The organism is Bacillus sp. BACIII (assembly GCF_057836745.1).
The window spans coordinates 2,532,747-2,553,357 of record NZ_CM174437.1; the positions used below are offsets into that span (position 1 = coordinate 2,532,747).

17 protein-coding genes and 1 riboswitch are annotated in these 20,611 nt (G+C 48.6%); of the genes, 1 reads left to right on the plus strand and 16 read right to left on the minus strand.

Features of this window, described 5'->3' with window-relative positions:
* Positions 1-35: 35 nt before the first annotated feature.
* The 10 genes from ACXN9U_RS12360 to lrpC form a co-directional block, all read right to left on the minus strand.
* On the minus strand, positions 36-1,757 hold the full coding sequence (locus tag ACXN9U_RS12360) for a pyruvate oxidase (protein ID WP_489201710.1): 1,722 nt from the start codon (positions 1,755-1,757) through the stop codon (positions 36-38).
* Between the two features lie 58 nt (positions 1,758-1,815).
* The gene (locus tag ACXN9U_RS12365; protein WP_060963570.1) at positions 1,816-2,262 is read right to left on the minus strand and encodes an NUDIX hydrolase; all 447 of its coding nucleotides are present in this window, start codon (positions 2,260-2,262) and stop codon (positions 1,816-1,818) included.
* A 53-nt stretch (positions 2,263-2,315) separates the two neighbouring features.
* Positions 2,316-4,136 carry an APC family permease gene (locus ACXN9U_RS12370; protein WP_060963571.1) on the minus strand — a complete coding sequence of 607 codons (1,821 nt, stop codon included), beginning with the start codon at positions 4,134-4,136 and terminating at the stop codon, positions 2,316-2,318.
* Between the two features lie 156 nt (positions 4,137-4,292).
* Positions 4,293-4,439, minus strand: a riboswitch (cyclic di-AMP (ydaO/yuaA leader).
* Positions 4,440-4,572: 133 nt separating this feature from the next.
* Positions 4,573-6,690, minus strand: coding sequence for a cellulose biosynthesis cyclic di-GMP-binding regulatory protein BcsB (locus ACXN9U_RS12375; protein WP_060963572.1), 2,118 nt, complete (start codon positions 6,688-6,690; stop codon positions 4,573-4,575).
* 5 nt (positions 6,691-6,695) lie between these two features.
* Positions 6,696-7,958: a glycosyltransferase family 2 protein gene (locus ACXN9U_RS12380; protein ID WP_016937212.1), complete on the minus strand. Its 1,263-nt coding sequence runs from the start codon at positions 7,956-7,958 to the stop codon at positions 6,696-6,698.
* Entirely contained in the window at positions 7,951-9,678 is a 1,728-nt protein-coding gene (locus tag ACXN9U_RS12385; protein ID WP_060963573.1) for a DUF2334 domain-containing protein, read from the minus strand. Before ACXN9U_RS12385 ends, ACXN9U_RS12380 begins: the two co-directional genes overlap by 8 nt.
* Positions 9,668-10,516, minus strand: coding sequence for a diguanylate cyclase domain-containing protein (locus ACXN9U_RS12390; protein ID WP_489201711.1), 849 nt, complete (start codon positions 10,514-10,516; stop codon positions 9,668-9,670). Before ACXN9U_RS12390 ends, ACXN9U_RS12385 begins: the two co-directional genes overlap by 11 nt.
* Positions 10,497-11,579, minus strand: a complete 1,083-nt coding sequence (locus tag ACXN9U_RS12395; RefSeq protein ID WP_060963575.1) for a hypothetical protein — start codon at positions 11,577-11,579, stop codon at positions 10,497-10,499. Before ACXN9U_RS12395 ends, ACXN9U_RS12390 begins: the two co-directional genes overlap by 20 nt.
* Positions 11,580-11,812: 233 nt before the next feature.
* Positions 11,813-13,999, minus strand: a complete 2,187-nt coding sequence (locus ACXN9U_RS12400; RefSeq protein WP_060963576.1) for a DNA topoisomerase III — start codon at positions 13,997-13,999, stop codon at positions 11,813-11,815.
* Positions 14,000-14,063: 64 nt separating this feature from the next.
* On the minus strand, positions 14,064-14,498 hold the full coding sequence (lrpC, locus tag ACXN9U_RS12405; RefSeq protein ID WP_489201712.1) for a transcriptional regulator LrpC: 435 nt from the start codon (positions 14,496-14,498) through the stop codon (positions 14,064-14,066).
* A gap of 176 nt (positions 14,499-14,674) precedes the next feature.
* On the opposite strand from lrpC, the gene ACXN9U_RS12410 reads away from it, so the two are divergent.
* Positions 14,675-14,965, plus strand: a complete 291-nt coding sequence (locus tag ACXN9U_RS12410) for a DUF3817 domain-containing protein (protein WP_013351048.1) — start codon at positions 14,675-14,677, stop codon at positions 14,963-14,965.
* A gap of 38 nt (positions 14,966-15,003) precedes the next feature.
* On the opposite strand, the gene amj is transcribed toward ACXN9U_RS12410, so the two are convergent.
* The 6 genes from amj to ACXN9U_RS12440 all read right to left on the minus strand — a co-directional run bounded on the left by amj (position 15,004) and on the right by ACXN9U_RS12440 (position 20,502).
* Positions 15,004-15,813 carry a lipid II flippase Amj gene (gene amj / locus ACXN9U_RS12415; protein WP_060963577.1) on the minus strand — a complete coding sequence of 270 codons (810 nt, stop codon included), beginning with the start codon at positions 15,811-15,813 and terminating at the stop codon, positions 15,004-15,006.
* Positions 15,814-16,312: 499 nt separating this feature from the next.
* A complete protein-coding gene (locus ACXN9U_RS12420) occupies positions 16,313-16,735 on the minus strand; it encodes a pyridoxamine 5'-phosphate oxidase family protein (protein ID WP_060963578.1) in 423 nt (140 codons plus the stop codon).
* A gap of 6 nt (positions 16,736-16,741) precedes the next feature.
* Positions 16,742-17,365: a GNAT family N-acetyltransferase gene (locus tag ACXN9U_RS12425; RefSeq protein ID WP_060963579.1), complete on the minus strand. Its 624-nt coding sequence runs from the start codon at positions 17,363-17,365 to the stop codon at positions 16,742-16,744.
* Between the two features lie 87 nt (positions 17,366-17,452).
* Positions 17,453-17,956, minus strand: a complete 504-nt coding sequence (locus tag ACXN9U_RS12430) for a D-lyxose/D-mannose family sugar isomerase (RefSeq protein WP_060963580.1) — start codon at positions 17,954-17,956, stop codon at positions 17,453-17,455.
* A 12-nt stretch (positions 17,957-17,968) separates the two neighbouring features.
* Positions 17,969-18,829, minus strand: a complete 861-nt coding sequence (locus tag ACXN9U_RS12435; RefSeq protein WP_095242062.1) for an SDR family oxidoreductase — start codon at positions 18,827-18,829, stop codon at positions 17,969-17,971.
* A 158-nt stretch (positions 18,830-18,987) separates the two neighbouring features.
* A complete protein-coding gene (locus tag ACXN9U_RS12440; protein WP_489201713.1) occupies positions 18,988-20,502 on the minus strand; it encodes a class I adenylate-forming enzyme family protein in 1,515 nt (504 codons plus the stop codon).
* Between the last annotated feature and the right edge of the window lie 109 nt (positions 20,503-20,611).

Sequence of the window (20,611 nt, forward strand, 5' to 3'; positions counted from 1 at the left end):
ATGCTGCCTGTTTATTTTTTTATAAGCGCCGCTTTTTAAAACAGCCGTTTCAAGCTTTTCTTGAGCGACGGCATTTCGATTTTTTGGTTTTCAAAGAAGTTTTTCAGCATGTATTTGCTGAAGCCTTTCGCTTGGCCGTAAGTGATTTTTCCCGGAAGCGGCGGCTCGTCGCCGATGACGGCGTCAATGACGACCGGTTCATTTGAGTTGAGCGCTTCATGAAAAGCGGGAGCCAATTCTTCGTGTTTCGTCACTTTGATCCCTTTTGCCCCGCAGCTTTTTGCAAAAGCGGCATAATCCACATTTTGCAGCTGGGTGACGTAGTCAATGTTGCCTTTGACTCGCTGTTCATATTCAATCATGCCTAAATTTTCGTTGTTTAAAATGACAACTGTAATCGGCAGTTTATATTTAACAGCCGTCGGCAGATCCTGCATGACCATTGAAAATCCGCCGTCTCCGCAAATGGCGATGGACTGCCGCTCAGGTTCGGCAAGGCTCGCGGCAATCGCTCCCGGAAGCCCGCATCCCATCGTGGCGAGCCAGCTTGAGACGATAAAGTCCTGCTTTTTCATTTTAAAATGGCGGGCCATCCATACCGTAACCGTTCCGACATCCACTGACAGGACGGCATCCTCTGCGGCCGCATCCTGGAGCCGGGCGATGACCTGCTGGGGCTTGAGCGGATGAGTCGCTTCGGTTTCATCTTTTTCGATTTCCTTCCACCAATGCTTCATGTGCTCGGTGCAGGCGTCTAAAAATCTTCTGTCTTCTTTATATTCAATGTAATCCGTCAGCTCTTTCAGTCCCAGAGCCGCATCACTGACGATTCCCGCATTGACGGGATAGCGCTTGCCGATTTTGGCCGGATCCGAATCAAGCTGGATGGCAGGCGTATCCTCCGGGAGATAATCCCTGTATGGGAACGATGTGCCGAGCATGATCAGCAGATCGCATTCCTCCATCGCTTCGTAGGCGGGCTTTGTGCCGATTTGCCCGAGATTTCCGAGAAAATAGGGATGGCTGTCAGGTATGACGCCTTTTGCCGGCAGAGTAATGACAATCGGAGCGGCCGCTTTATCGGCGAATGCGAGCAGTTCCTCTTTTGCTGACTTTAACCCTTGGCCGGCGAGAATGACCGGTTTTTTTGCGTTGTTAATATATTGCGCGCATGTCACGAGATGTTCTTTTTTCGGCTCGATATCGGCTTTTAAATATATCGGCGACGTGTAGACCGGCTCCCGTTTGATTTTTTGCGCGAATAAATCATCAGATACGGTTAAGACGGCAACGCCTTTTTTGCTGTAAGCCGTACGGATCGCCTGGTTCAGAAGATCGGGCAGCGCTTCTGCTGTATGTACCTGCTGGTTGAATACCGCCACGTCCTCAAACATTTGCTCTAATTTGATTTCCTGAAAGCTGTCACGGCCGATTTCATCTGAGGCAACCTGTCCCGCAATCGCCAAAACCGGAACACCGTCCGCTTTGGCGTCGTACAAACCGTTCAGCAGATGAACGGCTCCCGGCCCTGCGATTGAAAGGCAGACACCGATCTGCCCGGTCAGTTTTGCCTCAGCCGCGGCGGCCAGGGCTGCGACTTCCTCGTGCCTGGTTTGGATGAATGTCAGGTTGTTTCGTTCATGTCTCAGTTCTTCGATAAATTCATTAATGCTGTCTCCGGGAATGCCGTATATATGTCCGACTCCCCATTGTTCAAGCAGCTCTGTCATTACGTGTCCTGCTGTTTTACTTGGCATACTGCATCCTCCTTTTACCTGTATTCATCCCCTTTTTAAAACGGGTTGAAACACGGGGCTATCTGCCTGACTTTTTTCTCAGCAGATCAAGGATGGATAACAGATGCCGGTCTTTCAGCGTTACCTTCATATTTGCCGCACCATTGATTCCGTCTTTCACTTGGCGTTTCCTGTTCGGCACCATGAACAGCGGCAGCCGGTTTGGGGAAAACCAGCGTAATGCGGCGGTTTCCGGCCCGTTCATCAGCGGGGTTCCACCAGTAACGGCTCCGATGAACACGTGCTGTGTATCTTCAAATGCAGGTCTTTCATATTCACCGGATTTTTGCAGGATGGTCACGTTATAACCGGTTTCTTCGAAGGCCTCTCTGATGGCTGCGGCTTCAGGTGTTTCACCTTCTGCGATCCCGCCGCCGGGCAAATCCCATAAGGGAACGTCTTTTCGTTTTACGAGCAATATGTCCCGCCCGTCATTTTGAATGATGACAAAAGCGCCTTGAGCCATGTCGTCCTCCTTTACAAAAAAGACCGCGGCACTATGGCCTGCGGTCTTTACCGTTACTTTTTAAAATGATACGGCAGTGTGGCGACGATTATGTCCTTCTTCCAAAACAGCCGGACGCGGAGCAAGAAGGCTGATTGGTTGTGAAGGATGGTCTGCCAGCGTTTTTTTGTGATGAATTGCGGAAACAGCACCATCACGGAGAACTGTTCTTTTTTCGCTTTTTGTTCGACCGTTTCTAAAAACTTATCAAACGGGTGAACCAGACTGCGGTATGAGGAATGCAGGGTGACGAGGCGGACGCCGTTATGAAGCTCTTCCCAGCACTTTTCCACCTTCTTTTCGTTTTCCCTGTCAAAGGAAACATGAACCGCAATGACCTGATCCGATAATGATTTCGCATACTGAATCGATTTTTGGACGACCGTAGTGACACCTGCGACAGGCACGATGACGACGGTTCCCTTGATTTCCTCAGGCTGCTGATCAACGACCCGCAGCTGTTCGCCGACCGCGGTGTAGTGATTTTTAATAACGAAAAACAAAAAGACGACAGCCGGCATGAATAACAGCACGGGCCAGACAAGGTTGAATTTTGTCGCGAATAAAATGCACAGCACCATAAATGAAATGGCGGCGCCGCATGAGTTGATCAGCATTTTTACAGCCCAGCCCTTCGGCTTCTGCCTGATCCACTTGATGCACATTCCCGTCTGGGACAGCGTAAATGGAATGAACACGCCGACGGCATAAAGCGGAATGAGATGTTCCGTGCGGCCGCCGAATAAAAGAATAAGCATGATGGACGCGATACCGAGAAAAATAATTCCGTTTGAAAAACCTAATCGGTCGCCGCGAACCGTAAACATTCTCGGCATATACTGATCGCGCGCTAAATTGAACGCCAGCTGCGGAAATGCGGAAAAGCCCGTATTCGCCGCAAGCACGAGAATCAGTGATGTAACGCCTTGAATGAAATAATACACCGTATGGCGTCCGAAGGTTTCCGCGGCGATTTGCGAAATAACGGTCTCGTTAGGCTTCGGACCCGTGCCGTAGCCGTACGCCAGCACCGTAATCCCCGTAAATAAGATCGCCAGCAGAATCCCCATCATGGCCAGAGTGCGGGCCGCATTTTTCGCCGGAGGATTTTTAAAGGCCGGGATCGCGTTTGAAATGGCTTCAACACCGGTCAGCGCCGAACACCCTGAAGAAAAGGCCTTCAGCAGCAAAAACAGCGTGATGCCCGCTACGGGCGTGCCGATCGGTGTATGCTCGGCCGGATGAACCTGGCCCGTCATGAGCTTAAACAGCCCGACGACGATCAAAAGGACAAGCGCCGCCACAAACAGATAGACGGGATACGCCAAAATGGACGCCGACTCTGACAGCCCTCTCAAATTTAAAATCATAATCAGAATCACAAGCAAAACAGCAATGAGCAAATGATGCGGGTGCAAAGCCGGAAATGCCGATGTAATGGCGTCAGTTCCGGCAGAAATGCTTACCGCCACCGTCAGAATATAATCAACAAGCAATGAGCCGCCCGCAATCAGTCCGGGCTTCTCACCAAGATTTTCTTTAGAAACCATATAAGCGCCTCCGCCTTGCGGATAAGCGTAAATAATCTGTCTGTAGGACAGAATCAAAGCTAGCAGCAAAATAAGAACGCCAGCTGCGATCGGAATGGAATACCAAAACGCGGCCGCGCTTACCGCAGCCAAAATGATCAGAATCTGTTCCGTTCCGTAAGCAACTGATGAAAGCGCGTCTGAAGAAAGCATGGCAAGCGCCTTGAGTTTCGTCAGTTTCTGCTCTCCGGCAGCCTGTGATTTCAGCGGTTTCCCAATCAAAAATCTTTTGATTGAATGATACATTTGTTGTCTTCCCCTTTTTTTCATTTTCCGTTTGATTTACAAGCCCTTACTGCTATGATGTCTCCGAATGCTGATTGCATGCCTTATTTCAGGACAGCAAAAAGACACAGAGGCAAACGGATGCCCCTGCGCCATAATCGTGCACAGGTTTCATTCATCTCCTCTCATGAACGCTTACGAGGTTAGCTGTCGGATTCGGGCTTATGAGAGTTGGCCCTACCTGAAAAAGGATTCACCCCAAGCGGCATGACGCGCCGCAAATTGGTTCCCCCGCTCTGGATACAGATTAAGCGATATAGATTATAAAAGAGATCATACTCCCGTCCCGTCCGGTTGTAAAGGGGCTTTTATGCTGTTTCAAAAATAAAAAAATCACCGCCAAAAATGGAAATAAAAATACAAAAAAAGAGGCCGTTAACGGCCTCTTTTTCTTTCATTACTCTTCACTTTTTTCATTATCCGCTTTTCTTTTTTTCCTTCTTGCCGTCAGCCAGATCAGGCCGGCCGCAATGATCATAAGCGCTGCGAAAACAGCGATATACGTAACGTTCAGTGCTGCGGAACGGCTTTTCGGATCAGCCGATGGACTGCTGTCGTCGGATTTGATTTGCTGATGGTTTGAAAACAGCTGCCGGCCGGCTGTTTCGTTGACGACGGTTGCGGCATCGCTTGTGCTGTCTAAAAAGCTGATCAGCTCTTTTGTGACGGCCGCGCCGCTTCCTGATAACGGAGCAAAAACAGCAATACTGCTGTCTGAGTCCCAAGGTGATTTCTGTGTAAACGCGACTTGTTTCGTTGTCTCATTCAGCATCTGAAACGACGAAACATCGTAAGCGCCGCTGCGGTCTGACGGCACGAGAAGCTTAGATGCGTTTGACTTTAAAAGCGGAATTTGCGGCAGACTTCCGATAAACACAACATTCCGGCCTTTGGCGTCCGCTTCCTCCATGTCTGATGCCGTCTTCACGGTAAATGACTGCCGGGCGCCGTTTCCGAATGAATCGGCCACTAAAGAAAGCTCTTTAAGTGTCTGCATGGTCACGTCATCCGGGATGACGATCACAGTTTTCTTATTCACGCTCCCCGCAAACGGAAGCGGCCATTGCCCGAAATCCGCTTTTTGCGCCGCAACGCTTACCGGATACGTCAGCGTGCTGCTTTTATCAATATAGACCCATTTGTTTTCGTCACGGTCGATACACGGATTGTTATGTTTCAAGCCTGAGGTGACAAATTGCAGATCAATGTATCTGCTGCTGCGCAAAAGCTTCGGATCGATCGGGATGGAGACGTGGTAAAAGCCGTCTTTATCCTTATTGCCGAGATCATCAAGACGCACCGCATTCGGCTGTCCGTTGACCATGACGTTCAGTTCCGCTCTCTCGGCGTCATCACCAGAATCCGCCTTCGTCCGGACCGATTCCGACGTCTTTAATGTAAGCGAAAACTTGACCTTCCCGTCTTTATCAACAGCGGCCGCCGCAGGGTAAAAGAAGTGCTCTGACGCCGTTTTGTTTGATCCGACCGTTACATTTCCCGCGCCGAAATCGTCTAAAGTCAGTTTATTGCCTGTCTTTTCAGCAGCGGGCTGAAGACGGCCGATCATCAGTGAGTCGCCGCTCAGCTGGCCTGAATAAGCGCTGTCTGTCATGACGCAGATTTTTTCTGCCAGTGTTTTGTCTGATTGTGCCGTGACAAACAGGACGGGCTGCCGTTTATCTCCGGCGGTCAGCACCCGTTCAGCGAGAAGGAGTTTGTTGTGTTCTGCTTTGATATTCCCGCGATCGAAAAGCTCTTTTATTTTGCCGTTCCAATGCTGCCCGGCGCCGATGACAATTGACGGATTGCTGATTTTGCCGGCGGCGGATTCTTTTACGTACGACACTTTCAGCCTGCTGTCAGCCGTTTTCAGAAATCCTTCTGTTTTGACTGCGGCTTCAGCTTCCGCAGAGGTCGGTTTGTCAGGAAGGATAATATCGGTTTCTTCACCCGTATTGCCTGATTGGGCAAACGGATACGGGAAATGGCTCAGATCCGCTCCCTTTGACTTGCTTGCTTCTGAAAGCACAAGGCGGCTGTCGGGATAAATCTTTATCCAGTTCCCTGACGTATCCTGCCTGACGCAGACGCCCTCTTTTAATACGCCGTAAAATTGCAATGATACGTTGTGATAGCCTTGGGCGGCTTGGCTTTTGCTGAGATTGAGCTTTACTGTTCTCCGCTTGGAGCTGCCGTCAAGCTTTATGGATTTGACGGGTTCATTATCAATGACAATCGTTAAAGAAGACGGAGCTATTAATAAGTTTGACGCCTCGTAATCAATCAGAAGCGACTGATTGGCATTCGAAGCTCCCGCAGGAATCTGATAAGTCAATTCCGAGCTGTCTTTCGCCCCGTAAAGAGTAATCAGATCGCCCGTCAGCGCCTGCTGCTCTTTTGCGTCGGCGCTTGTTCTGAGGGCGGAACCGTCCGTTTTCAGTTCCTGGGCCGCGGCCGTCTGCCCGTTATATATCAGCAGCAATAGGCCGGTTATCAATATGATCGCTTTTTTCAAAAAGGTCACCCGCTTTTATTTTGATTGTATCGCTCCGTTTTGTACCACTTGACTTCCTGCTTGAACAAGCGGTGCTTGATCTCTGTGAATAATGACCAGATGACGAGCACGATCCAAGCCTGGGAGTATGTGAAGTACATGAGAAATACGATAAAGAAGTTTTGTTTGTTCATTTCTGTTTTTTCAATGCTTAAGGTAATCATGACCTCGGTCATAAACAGGAAAAAGGCCAGTATCCATAAAATCATCGCCAAAAATCCGACTGCCAGATGCAGGTCGTAAAAAAGATTGATAATAAAAATCGTGTTTGACATGATCACACCGAAGAAAAACAAAAAATACGTAAAAAAGAAATAAAACAGATCGAAGATGATCCGCTTGCGTTTCAGCTTAAAAAATTGGGATAAAAACTTGAGAACGACGTATTGATTGCCGCGCGCCCATCTTGTCCGCTGGCGCCACCAGACCTTCCAAGTCTCAGGCTCCTGCTCCCATGTCACAGCCGCCGGGAAAAAGCGGATATGGTACCCGAGATTATAGACGCGGATCGTCAGCTCTGTATCCTCCGCCAGCGCCTTATCATCCCAGCCGCCGAGCCGTTCGATAATGCTCCGCCTGATGGCGAAATTCGTTCCCGGGATGGTGGCGATTTTGAACCATTTCCATCTGCCGCCTTGCGCCATCCATTGAAAGCAGATGGTTTCTATATTAATAAACTTCGTCAGGAGCGTTTTGGCCGCGTTGATGACACGGAATTTCCCGACAACAGCTCCTGCTTTCTCATCATTCATCAGACCGAGAACCAGGTAGTACACCGCCATTTTTTCCGGCGTATTGTCCGCATCATATACGCAGATCACGTCTCCGTTCGATTCGGCAAACCCTGAGTTCAGCGCTGAGGATTTTCCTTTTCCGGCGTTCGGGGGCTTTGTGACAACCATTTTAATGAAATCATACTGACGGGAAAATTCATTGACGATGTCCCCCGTCCGATCGGAGGAATTATCGTTAACGACGATGATCTCAAGCCTGTCTTTCGGATAATACAGATTCACCATCGCCTTCAGCGTCTGTCTGATGACGACTTCCTCATTATGCGCGGGAATCAGGACGCTGACCTTCGGGAGCTCCCCCGCCTTTGCGCGCCATTTCGGAATGTTTTGTTCGAAGGTCATATAATGCCTGAATCCGCCCTGCATCAGAAACATGTGATAGAGAAGCATCACCCATATTAAACTTAATGAGATAAAAAACAGAATGTTACTCAAGGGTTCTTCTCTCCTTAAAGATTCGTTTTTTTAATGTGGCGCGCAAATAAAGGACGTAGCATGCGAACATGATGATAAACAATAACACCACGCCGGAGAGAATCCAAAGCGCTTTTTCCAGAGGCGTCTGTTGGTGGTGATTGAAAAAGGATGTTATCGGATGAATCTTGTTTTCCACATGAATGGTTCCGTCTCCGTCCGTTTTGATTCTGACGCTGTCCGACGTTACCGTCTGCTTCGTTTTCTTCAGATCGAGCCACTCTCCGCCGGGGATTCTTTCCATCTGATTGACGAGCTCGGGGAGGTATTTCATGCCGAGATACGGATGGTAGAAACCTCCCGCCACTCCGCCGCCGAAGTCAATCATCTGCGAGATATGATCCTCCATATCCCCGAGCGGATTTTCTTTTGAGTTATCGGCATAACCGATGGTTTCAGGGTACAGCGTCATCCCGTCCAGCATAGCCGGCTTTGAGACGAACGGAGGGGCGCCTGAGGTTTTCCACGTCGTGCCGCTGAGCTGCACTTGCCCGAAAATGCTGGAGAAATAAGAAGATGCGATTTTGTACCCTTCTTCAGACATCGTATAGTGCGGCGCTTCGAATGACAGCGGATAAAGGCCGAGCTCTGTCAGGTCATCAATCGCCTGCTCCAGCTTCGTTCTCGTGTAGATTTTTTCTTTTTCACGGAAAGGCTTCACATACGCCCGGTACGCTTTTTCATTCGGAAAATCCTGTTCCTTTTCAAGTTTGACCGGAGCATCGTCCGCATTTTCTGACGTAATCGGCTGATCCGTTTTGGCATCCCAAAATTCAAAGCCTTCTCCCGTTTCGCTGTACCGGTATGCGTGCGTATAGCCGTGGATAATGATGCTGCCGCCCATTTGCTGAAGTTTTTTCAGGACGCTGACCATTTTCGGCTTGTCCGCCAGATATACTTTTTCTCCGTTTTCCGGATTGAGATAGACGGGAATGACCGCCAGAATAAACGGTATGTGTCGTTTATGCAGGTAAGCGCCCGCTTCGTAAAGCAATGTTTCATCGGACATCGGGCTGATGTCTTCAAGCCGCAAATAAAGGAGGGTGCCGCCCTCTGATTCTCCAAACGCCTTGCGCAGTTCTTTCGCCGTCAGAAACGAATCATTTAACAGACTGGTCACACCGAAATAATAGTCAGAGCGCGCCGTTTTCCACATAAAAGGGCGGGTGCTGCCGTCACCGGACCGGTATGTATAAAGGGGCTCCCCTTTTACTCCCGCTGCACCGAGCACGGACATTCCTTTTTCAAGCGGCATGTCTGTTTTTTCTTTCTTACTGTAAATGCGGTATACCGTTTCTTTTTCTGTGAGGGACAACCCCGCAAATCGGTTGAACTGGCCGGCGTTATAGCCGATGCTGATAAGCTGCTGCGGCATGCTGCCGATCAGCGACACAAATGGTTTGCTGAGCTTTTTCTTCGTGACGCCGTAATAGATGACGCGCCGATTCTTTTTGAGGTCGGCGGCTGTGATATCTCCGTCGCTTTTCACGGTCACGGCGGATGAGAAATGGCCCGCGATCAAATCAAGCATTTTGACTTCAGCGGTTTCTTCGCCGTCCGCGCTTGTATAAATAATGAGAATGCCGTCCTTTTTGTCTATTGCTCCCGCCGTACAGGGAATATAGACCGCCGAAATCATGAAGAGCGCCGAGAGTAAGAGACGTATCCATTTAGAGTTCATTCATCATCATCTCGTTTTCCAGTTCATTTAAAAATTGCTCGGCCGTCTGTAAATCCTTTCGGTACGCCAAGTAACATACACGGAAGGTGATGGAGACGTATTTACCGTTTTGCAGCCGGTATGTATTCAATTCCTTTTTCAGCTTCGCCAGAACGGCCGGCATGTTTTCTTCAGGCGTATGGGTCAGCACGATGCCGAACCGTTCGGCGGACGGCCTGAATTTTTTATCTGTTTCCCGCACGCTTGACCGGATTTGACGGCTGATAAATGCCAGCAGGCGGTCGGTCTCTTTTTCTCCGTAGAGGGATTTGAACTCCTTGAAATAATGCATGTGCAGCAGCAAAAAAACAAAGGAATTGCCGTAGCGTTCCGCCCGCTTGATTTCCTCAGACAGTTCCAGCTTCATCCGGAGATGGTTGTCAAAGCCCGTCACCCTGTCGACGGCGACAAAGCTCGTGATCTCTTCCCGCAGCTGCTTCACTGAGCGCTCAAGCTCCTTGGCCAAATCGTGTATTCTTCCTGATATGTAGGAAAAAACGAGCAGCGCAATCCCCCAAACGGCCAGCATCTGCAGACCTTCGGCACCGGCAGACGCCATAAAGCTCCCGGTCTGAAACCACAGGAGCAGGCTGCCGAGAACAAATAAGACGAGTAAGGTGATGACGAGCGCGTAGATCGCCCCGAACCATAAGCCGGCTCCCGCGACAAGCAATGTGATGCAGGTTATCAGAAGCCCTGCGGATTGCTGTGACACATAGTAAATAAAAAAAGACAGCAGCGCTAACATAACTGCTGTGTAGCTGCACAGTTTTTGTGATTCATTGAATGATATGTTCATTAAACAATTTCCTTTCAGCCAAAAGCGGCAGCAGGTTATCGAAAGAATGTGTATCGCTCCCGCTCATATAGCCGCCGTAATCAGGGTTCAGTGTGTCCAGTGTTTCAAATGAAGTCATTCTTTCATAAAGCGGCTTGATGACAGCCGGATCAGCTTTTTGTTCTGCTAAAAAAAGAACGGCCAGGGCGTAAACGGACGGTGATTCGTATTGAACCGCCGGCTCCTTCGTGTCTGCGCTGTATCGTCCGTACAGCTGTCCGCGCGACTTCCATTCTTCTATGATCCACTTTGACAGCGCGGCTTTGTCATCGCCCCGCTTCAGATTCACGGCGGCATACAGCTGATCGATGACATTGACCTCGCTGTCATATTTGTATTCCTTAGTTTCGGTATTGAACGATTTCGGCAGAAAACCATTTTTCAGGGGCGCAAGATTAAGAACATCAAGGTTCCGTTTTTCCGTTTTCTCATCGATAATCCCCTGTTCTCTGAGCATCTGTAAGGCGCCGGGGCTGACATAGGACAACGTCACGGTCTTTGATGCGGCATTTGAAGCGGCATCGTAATAATCCGTAAAATACCCTTCATTCATATTGTATTTTTCCAGCGCCTTCCCGATCTGCACCGCTGTTTTCCCGTATTCACTGTTTCCCCACAGGGTTCCGGCCTCATTCAGACAGTTCATGATTCTGAAATCGTCAATCAAGGCATTGGTGCCGCTCGCTTTATTCCCGGCAATTTTCCACGACACGAGCCCGTTGTCCGTCAAAAATGAATCGGTAAGAAGCTGATATTGGGCTTGAAATTGCCGTTCATCTTTCCTGCCGAGCAAAAATTCCATCCATAGTCCGAGAGACTCAGATAAATATTCCGGCTCACCGGATATGTTCGTCCGGATCATCCCCCGCCCGTTCATCAATTTATGATAAATAAAATGCTCTGCGGGCTGAAGCGGTCCGGACGGTTCAGCAGCCGTCTGTTTTTCGGTGCCGGCCTCCGCGCATCCCGCCGTCAGCACGATTGAAATCAAAAGGATCATCAGACTAAAACCGAATCGCTTCACATACCATCCTCCTATTTTGTAATTCCTTTTTTATACCTATATCTTATTTTTCACAAAGCAATTTTTACTATATAAGAAACGATAAAAGAATACTAGCATATTTTCACATTGGGAAATTTTAAAATAGGGGTGCCGCCGATTCACCTTTTCCCTCTTTGTTTGGATTTCATTCCCAATACAGTGAAAACACGACAAAAGGCAGCATTTCTTTACAAATGCTGCCTTTCTCTGATTTATTTATCCAGGCCGAGTTTTTTCAGCTGTTCTGCCAGCGCGTTGTTCATCGGCTCCTCTTTATTTTGGGTTTTCATATAAGAGTTGATGTCCCGCTTGGATGCGCGTCCGGATTTATCTTTCGCCTTGCGCTTTTCAAAGACGGACAGTTTCTCCCGGTGGCCGCATACACATGCGAAGGTTTGGCCTTCACCCTGGCCGCGAAGCTCCATTTTCTTATGGCAGTTCGGACAGCGGGCGTTGGTTTTTCTCGCCACCGTTTTTCGGCTGCCGCATTCCCGATCCTGACACACGAGCATCGTGCCGCGTTTGCCGTTGACTTTAAGCATCATCTTGCCGCAATCAGGGCAGGCGGTGCCTGAAATGTTGTCATGTCTGAAGGTTTGGCTGCTGTTTTTGATTTCCTTCACCGTTTTGTCCGCATATGTTTTCATGTCTTTAATAAACACGGCGGATTTCAGTTTGCCCGCTGCGATAGCGGAGAGCTTTTGCTCCCACTCGGCGGTTAACGCCGGCGATTTTAAATCTTCCGGGACGAGCTGTAAGAGCTGCTTCCCTTTTGACGTGATGAAAATATCTTTTTCTTTTTTCTCGATTAAGAAACTGTTGAACAGTTTTTCAATAATATCAGCGCGGGTGGCGACTGTTCCGAGTCCTCCGGTTTCACCCAATGTTTTCACAAGGTTCTTCTCTTCTCCCTGCATAAAGGCGCTTGGGTTCTCCATCGCGGACAACAGCGTGCCTTCATTAAAACGCGCAGGCGGTTTCGTCTGTCCGCTCGTTTCTTTCAGCGACGAGACGGACAGGCGCTGACCTTGCTGAAGGGCCGGGAGCGTCTGATCTTTGTCTTCCTCATGATCGTCGTCATCCTCGTACATATCGTACACGGCTTTCCAGCCCGGCGATTGAACGGTTTTCCCTTTTGCGGTAAATGTTTCGCCGCCGATATCGGCTGTGACCTTTGTTTCTTCGTATTCGAACGCCGGCATTAACACAGCGAGAAAACGTTTGGCGATCAGATCGTAAAGCTTGCGTTCTTTGTCGCTGAGGCTTGAAAGGATCAGCGGCTCCTCTGTCGGAATGATGGCATGGTGATCCGATACTTTCGCATCATTGACGAATCCTTTATGCGCTTTGACGCCGCGCTTCAGTATTTGATTGACGTATTGTGCGTACGGCTTGACTTCCATGCCGTTTAAACGGTCTTTTAAAGTCGGCACGATGTCGGCGGAAAGGAATCTGGAATCCGTCCGCGGGTACGTGACAAGCTTGTGCTGTTCATACAGTTTTTGAAGCACGGACAGCGTCTCTTTTGCGGAAAAACCGAAGCGCTTATGAGCATCCCGCTGCAATTCCGTCAAGTCGTAAAGACCGGGAGCGAAGCTTTTCTTCGCCGTTTTTTTCAATTCTGAAATGACTGCCGGCTTTCCTTGGAGATCTTTTGCCAAACGGCCGATCACCGTCTGGTCGAACGTTCTTGTCTGCTTTGTTTTTTTATCCTGCCATGTCAGCGTCAACTGATCAGCAGCCGCGCGGAGACCATAATATGGGACGGGTGTGAACGCCTGAATGTCCGCTTCACGCTTGGCGATCATCGCCAGTGTCGGAGTCTGGACGCGTCCGCATGACAGCTGCGCGTTAAATTTTGTCGTCAGGGCGCGGGTCGCGTTGATGCCGACGATCCAATCCGCTTCCGCTCTGGCGACGGCGGAATGATACAGATTTTCGTACTCTTTGCCGCTGCGAAGCTTTTGGAATCCTTCTTTAATCGCCTTGTCTGTTACAGAGGAAATCCACAGCCGCTGAATCGGTTTGCGGACGTTTGCCTTTTCGATAATCCAGCGGGCCACAAGCTCCCCTTCCCGCCCTGCGTCTGTTGCGATTACGATCTGGCTGACGTCTTTCCGGACAAGCTGGGCTTTGACCGCATTGAACTGCTTTCCTGTTTTTTTGATGACGACGAGCTTCAAAGGCTCCGGAATAATCGGCAGATCCTCAAGCCGCCATGATTGATATTCTTTGCCGTACCCTTCAGGATCAGCGAGCGTTACCAAATGCCCGAGCGCCCATGTGACGATGTAGCGGTCGCCTTCAAGATATCCGTTTCCTTTTTTATGACACTTCAGAACGCGGGCCAAGTCCCGGCCGACTGAAGGTTTTTCAGCTAATACAACTGTTTTTGACATACTTTTTCACTTCTCTTTCTTTCACACTCATCCTGTTATTATAACAGACTTCCTCACGCTCTCTCTAATCGAGGACGTTTTTTGTGTCAATTTCTGAGAAAATGACGTGGGTCACGGTTTGGGCATACGGAGAGGTGCGGTCGATGAAGTGTTCGATCGTTTCCAGGCTGTCCGCGTTCATCTTCAGCATATAACACGCCGCGCCGGCAATCCGAAAACAAAATTCAATGTTGGGAATGGATTGAATGTAGGTTTTAAATTGATCGTATTTTCCATTTTTCACTGTCGCCTCGACAATGCAGGAAACGGGAAGCCCGATCTTTTTTTGATCAATGTCCAACGTATAGCCCTTAATGACGCCGAAGGATTCAAGCTGCCTGACACGCTCTGTGACCGACGGGGCTGACAATTTGATTTTTCTGCCCAGCTCCCGCATGGACAGGCGGCTGTCCCGCTGCAGCTCTTTTATGATGCTCAGATCAACATTATCTAGTTTCATGACTGTAGTCCTTCCTTACCTTTTTGGCTATATTATCAAGAGAAATCCGAAAAATGACAAGAACAACAATCTGAAATGAGGAAGGTTTTTTCAGGAACAGACGCGAAATGGTCATATTAGGACTGCCCATTGCTCATAGTATAGAGGAAAAAAGATGTCTGACAGGAGGGAATTGTATGTTACACACGCCGATCGGCAGGCTTCGCACGATGGGTTTTATTGAAGGCATGTCGCTTTTGGTGCTGCTGTTTATCGCGATGCCGCTGAAGTATTGGGCTCATCATCCGCTCGCCGTCACCATTGCCGGCTCCATTCACGGCGGTTTGTTTATCATTTATTTGGCAGTGCTGGCGTATGCGGCGTTTACCGTCAAATGGCACGTGAAATGGTCAGCCGCCGGTTTTATCGCGGCCTTTATCCCATTCGGCAATTTTATTTATGATCGCGGCCTGAGAAATTATAAATGAAAAGCTCCTCTTTTTTGCAGAGGAGCTTTTTTTATGTGTTACATCCATTTCGTCACCCAGGCGATATAATAAGCGCCGGGGAGGAATACGAGCTGGGCGAGAAGCGTGCCCGCGACCCTTGAGGTCACCATCGTCAATGATGTCCATTTTAAGGAGACATAGCTGCGCTTGCCCTTCGCCACATCGTCTGCCAGTACGGATACTTTCGGATCAACAAATACGGCCAACAGCATGGTCGCAACCCCGTTGATTAAACCTGATGCCATCACCGCCGTCGTGCTGTGCTCAGGCGCCAGAAGGCCGGCGTACAGTGCGGACAGGACGCCGATCGTGTAAATCGACGTGATGACCATATTAATGACAAACAAGCGTTTCGGGATCATTCGGAATTGAAGCCCTTTTAAATAGGAGACGGACGGCAGTCTGATATAAGAACGCGCATGCTTCAGACCGTTCAGTGAAAATCCTTTTTTAAACACCTGCATGACGGAGCCTCCTCCGTCCGCCAAGTGTATAATCGCCCTGGTGAATAACGCGACGAATGTCGGCAAAAGACAGATGCCGAGTATCGTTCCGACCGTGGAGCCGAATATTAAAAACCGAAACTGAGCGCCCACAACAGATAGGGCGTTTGATCCGGCGGCATCAATCAGATGTCCGGTAAACGGCTGCTGGACCATGTTTGACATGCGCGACACGATGACCATGACATTAAATAATGACAGCGCGGACGCGATAAATCCGACTCTCGCGCCGGAAAGCCGTGTTGCATAAGCAAGCGTTTCAACCGAATGTATCAGCAGCAGAAAACAGAAGATAAACAGTACTTGTGAAGTAATAACGTGCAATGTATGATTCCCCCAAATCTTTTCATACTGATTAGACTCTGCAGAAAGCGGCGAAGTTTCGGCCGATCAAATAAAAAAACCGCCCGGATGTCCGGTGCGGTTTTGTCTTATTCTTTTCTTACGCAAATAAATAATATATGGTTTCCCGCCTTAGCCCGCGGGTGATTCGTAAATTACAGTTCCGACAGAATCATTCTTCGAAAGTAAACACCATGGAAGTTCTTGAACACAAGACAACGAAAGCCCTACCTCTCAATCGTCACTGCGGCTCCGAAGCCGCGCCGGTGTGAATTGTAAAACAAAAAGTCTTTTTTCCATCTCTTCGTTAGGGGCGAATATCAGAAGGAAAAGAATAAGCTCAGCTTTTTTTCAAGCTGTCTGTTGAAGCCTGAAGCTTCTATATCAAAACAGAAAAAAGAAGTTTACTTTCTTTTTTATTTGCATGTTGTCACTTAGCAGTTAATTATAACAGATTGCCCCCGAATGATCAAATGATTTATTAAAGTTCCAGCTCGGCCGGCGTTTTTTCACCCGCGTTCATGAGCTTGATCTGCTTCGGTTCAATTTCAAGAATCACTAGGTTCGGATCGTCTTTTCCGTCGAACCAGCGTTCCAGTTTCGAATCCCACAGCTTTTCTTTTAAATCTGCTGAGTTGTTCAATTTGGCGGTTCCGGCCACTTCCACATAAGCGTCACCGAATCCGTCACCGTCATACCCTAACAAGATATGAACATTCGGATTGTTTTCAACTTCTTCCGCTTTATGAGTGTCTTTGCTCGTCGGCGTGTAAATTGTTAAGCCGTCATGGAAAAATGTCATGTAGCGTGAATGCGGCTTGCCTTGCTCTACCGTCGCAAGCGAACCGACTTTATGATGATCCAGTACTTCAAGCACTTTTTCTTTGATTTCATTTTGATTCATGCAGAATCACTCCTTTTTAACGTCTCCGCTGTTACTTTTCCACATTGGGGAGACATTTAAACCAAGAAATGTGCTCTTCTGCCGTTCTTCGCTCCATTCCCGCTTCAGCATGCTGTATTTCACCGCGTCATGATAGGCGCCCTGCACGAAAATGCCTTCTCTCGTCAGTCCTTCTTTCTGAAATCCGAGCCGTTCCGCCACCGCCCTGCTTTTCGTGTTTTTTTCAGCGGCGCTGATCATGATACGGTTCAGCCCGAGGTCCTGAAATGCATGTGTGATAACCGCCCGGCAGCTTGCGGTGATGATGCCGAATCCTTCATGCTCTTGATCCAGCCAGTAGCCGATTTCCGCTTGATGATTGACTGTGTCAAAATTATGGATGCTGATCATGCCGCAAAACCGGCCCTTTACAAAAATTCCGGCGTCGAAACCATTCTCTTCCGCATATTTATAGCGCCATTCCGGAATGATCACATCGCGGTACGTATCGATATCAGCCAGTTCTTCCGCCCAGCTGAGCCATTCGCTGAGATGGTTTTGATTTCGCTTCATAACAGAATACAATTCGTCCGTATCTTCTTTGGCAAGCAATCTGATCGTCAGATGTTCCCGGATTTGACAGGAAAACACGATCACACCTTCTTTCCTTTATTAGCCATTATACAGGTAAATTCATTTTTTTCCATACAAAAAAAGATGAGGCGTGCAGCCTCATCTTTAAATACGCGGGTCGGTAAAAACGTCGTGATCATCCGTGCTTGGCGATGACATTTCCGTAACGACCGCCCCTTCTTCTCCCGCTTGGAACCAATGTTTCGTATCCGGCGGAATGGTGTATTGTTCGCCCGGTTCCAGCACAATTTCATTCCAGACAGTGTAGTATTCCTTATCTTCTTCCGGCGGGAGGACGCTTGGGTTCTCTGCCTTTTCGCCTTCTACGTAGAGATACACCTTCCCCCAGCGGCAGCGGAATGTCTCTTGTTTTCCCTTTTCGCCGCCGACCGGCGGATGACGGTGTTCCGGACACGTCTGGCGCGGGAAGAGCACCAATTCTTTTGAACAGTAGCGGTCGGTATTCACGTAAATAAACAGCTGAAGCCCGGTTTCCTCAAGCTTGCCTAAGCCGTAATCCATGATTTGAATATCTTCGACTTCATCATCTGTCAGAACGATTCCCGCTTTTTGATAGTATGCATTTACGTCTTGCTTCGATATCGTCATGCTTCAGCCTCCTTATGTGGTCACAAATCTGCCGCCGTTGACATGCAGCGTCTGTCCGGTCATATAAGATGATTCATCTGAGGCCAATAGCACATAGCAGCCGACATGCTCAACAGGCTGGCCTGCCCGGCCCATCGGCGTATCCTGACCGAAGGAAGCAACGGTTTCTTCCGAGAAGGTCGCCGGAATAAGCGGTGTCCAGATCGGTCCCGGCGCCACGGCGTTGACACGGATACCGTCGTTGACGAGCGCTTGCGCCATGGATCTCGTAAAACCGTTAATCGCGCCTTTCGTAGCCGTGTAGTCGATCAGCTGCGGATTGCCTGTGTAAGGATTAATGGATGTCGTATTGATGATCGCGCTGCCCGGCTTCATGTAATCAATTGCTTTTTTAGTCAAATAAAATTGTGAGTAAAAGTTTGTCTTAAAGGTTCTGTGAAGCTGCTCGCTTGTAATGTCCTTAATGCTTTCTTTCGGATGCTGTTCCCCGGCATTATTCACGAGAATATCAAGACGTCCGAATTCTTCAACCGTTTTTTCAACGGCTTCATTGCAAAAGTCTTCCTCACCGACATCGCCGGAGATTAACAGACATTTTACGCCTTCTTCTTCCACTCGTTTTTTTGTATCCTCCGCATCTCCGCTTTCATCAAAATAGACGATCGCGACATTTGCGCCTTCTTTTGCGTAAGCGACTGCTACGGCGCGTCCGATACCGCTGTCGCCCCCTGTGATAAGTGCGGTTTTCCCTTTTAGTTTGTCAGCGCCTTTATATTCTTTGTATTCGTAAACAGGCGCCGGATTCATTTCGTTCTCAATGCCCGGCTGGCGGTTTTGAGATTTTGCAGGGAATTCCTTCGGATAGTTTTCCATGTCAAGTTCCTCCTTATTGTTCGTTGTCATACTTCTTGTCTACCTCTGCTGTCTTTTGGATAAACATGAATGAGACAGTTCAAAACGTTTTCGGAGAAAAATGTTTCACATGAAACGCAAGAAAAAAACCCGGCTGGCAGCCGGGTTTTTGATTTCAATTATGAACGTACCGCTTGTTTGCGGAGAACGTCTTTTCTCACTTTTCCAAGGTTGTTTTTCGGAAGTTCGCTGACGAACTCAATTTCCGGAATTTTAAAGGCAGCAAGACGTTCTTGAAGGAATCGGGTCACTTCATCTTCTGTCAGGTCTTCTCTGCCGTTTGTCACGATGAACGCTTTCGGTTTTTCACCATAAAGCGGATCAGGGATACCGACAACCGCCGTTTCGAGAATTCCCGGCACTTGCTGAATGACCTCTTCAATCTGGTCAGGATAAATATTGTCGCCTCCGTAGATGATGACATCTTTATAACGTCCGGTGATAAAGATAAATCCGTCTTCATCCACATATCCGGAATCGCCCGTATGGAACCAGCCGTCTTTCAGCACTTTTCGTGTCGCTTCTTCGTTACCTTCGTACCCTTTGAATAAAAACGGATTTGTCACAACGACTTCTCCGATTGAGCCTTGCGGAAGGACTTCGCCTGTTTCCGGATCTACAATGCGGACGTCCACTTCTTCCATCGGTTTACCCGCAGAAGCAGCTTTATCCATTCCCATTTGCGGATTCCAAGAGCTGATGCCCCACGCTTCAGTGCTTCCGTATCCGTGCATGAGCGGAATGCCGATGTCGCGATACTGCTGGATCAGGCTGCTTGGCACCTTTGTTCCTCCAGTCATCAAATAAACGATAGAAGACATGTCAGTCTGGTGCGTTTCCCATGCTTTCAGCAGATATGTGAAATAGACTGGCAGCGCCATGATGGTTTGAATTTTCTCTTTTTCGATGAGCTTCAAGTTTTCTACAGGGTCCTGATTGTCTGTCATAATGAATGTCGTTCCGCTCATCGTGCCGACCATCTGGCAGATAATCGCGCTCGTATGGTAATTCGGATGGCATGCTAAGAAGCGGACATTCTGCATTCTCCCCGTGTATGCCAATGTCGCTTTTACGTAGTTGTATATGCCGCCGTGAGTGATCATGCAGCGTTTCGGATTGCCTGTAGTACCCGAGGTAAACATCAGCAATGCCGTATCGTTTTCGGACACTGTTTCGACGTCCGGTGTATCGCCGGAGCCTGTCAATAAAGCGTCAAACTCAGGCGTTGTCTCCGCAGCTGTTCCGGTCACGACCTTCAGTTTAAGGGAAGATGCAAGCGCAGGAAGCACTTCTTCCATAATCTCTTTAAATTCAGTGCCGTAAAAAACAGCTTTCGGTTCACAGGCAGCTAAAATGCCTGTCATTTCATAAGGTGTTAATTGCCAGCTGACCGGCACAACCACCGCTCCGATTTCAAGTGCCGCAAACATGACGATAGATGACGCGTGGCCGTTTTTACAAAGCATCGCCACTCTGTCGTCTTTTTTTATTCCTTTATCAAGAAGCGATTGCGCAAGCTGGTTGATTCGTTTTCGATATTCCGCGTAAGTCAGGGTATGCGCACCGCTTTTTACAGCTTCGATCTCTTCGCTATTTGAAATGTCGTGCAGAATCAGATGCTGTAATGTCTCCATATTTTCATCTCCCATAATCATAAATCACAAAAAACTCTGTCAGATTTTCTTCCTCACGCAACCCATTTTAAACCAAAAAATATAACTTGTAAAACAATTTTGTTTTAGA

Bases quoted from the DNA above. Each gene is read 5' to 3' on its own strand.
- ACXN9U_RS12410 (WP_013351048.1), top strand. From the start codon at position 14,675: ATGTTACACACGCCGATCGGCAGGCTTCGCACGATGGGTTTTATTGAA.
- ACXN9U_RS12390 (WP_489201711.1), bottom strand. From the start codon at position 10,516: ATGAACATATCATTCAATGAATCACAAAAACTGTGCAGCTACACAGCA.
- ACXN9U_RS12430 (WP_060963580.1), bottom strand. From the start codon at position 17,956: ATGACGATATCGAAGCAAGACGTAAATGCATACTATCAAAAAGCGGGA.
- ACXN9U_RS12440 (WP_489201713.1), bottom strand. From the start codon at position 20,502: ATGGAGACATTACAGCATCTGATTCTGCACGACATTTCAAATAGCGAA.
- ACXN9U_RS12360 (WP_489201710.1), bottom strand. From the start codon at position 1,757: ATGCCAAGTAAAACAGCAGGACACGTAATGACAGAGCTGCTTGAACAA.
- ACXN9U_RS12385 (WP_060963573.1), bottom strand. From the start codon at position 9,678: ATGAACTCTAAATGGATACGTCTCTTACTCTCGGCGCTCTTCATGATT.
- lrpC (WP_489201712.1), bottom strand. From the start codon at position 14,498: ATGAAACTAGATAATGTTGATCTGAGCATCATAAAAGAGCTGCAGCGG.
- ACXN9U_RS12365 (WP_060963570.1), bottom strand. From the start codon at position 2,262: ATGGCTCAAGGCGCTTTTGTCATCATTCAAAATGACGGGCGGGACATA.
- ACXN9U_RS12420 (WP_060963578.1), bottom strand. From the start codon at position 16,735: ATGAATCAAAATGAAATCAAAGAAAAAGTGCTTGAAGTACTGGATCAT.
- ACXN9U_RS12435 (WP_095242062.1), bottom strand. From the start codon at position 18,829: ATGGAAAACTATCCGAAGGAATTCCCTGCAAAATCTCAAAACCGCCAG.
- ACXN9U_RS12370 (WP_060963571.1), bottom strand. From the start codon at position 4,136: ATGTATCATTCAATCAAAAGATTTTTGATTGGGAAACCGCTGAAATCA.
- ACXN9U_RS12400 (WP_060963576.1), bottom strand. From the start codon at position 13,999: ATGTCAAAAACAGTTGTATTAGCTGAAAAACCTTCAGTCGGCCGGGAC.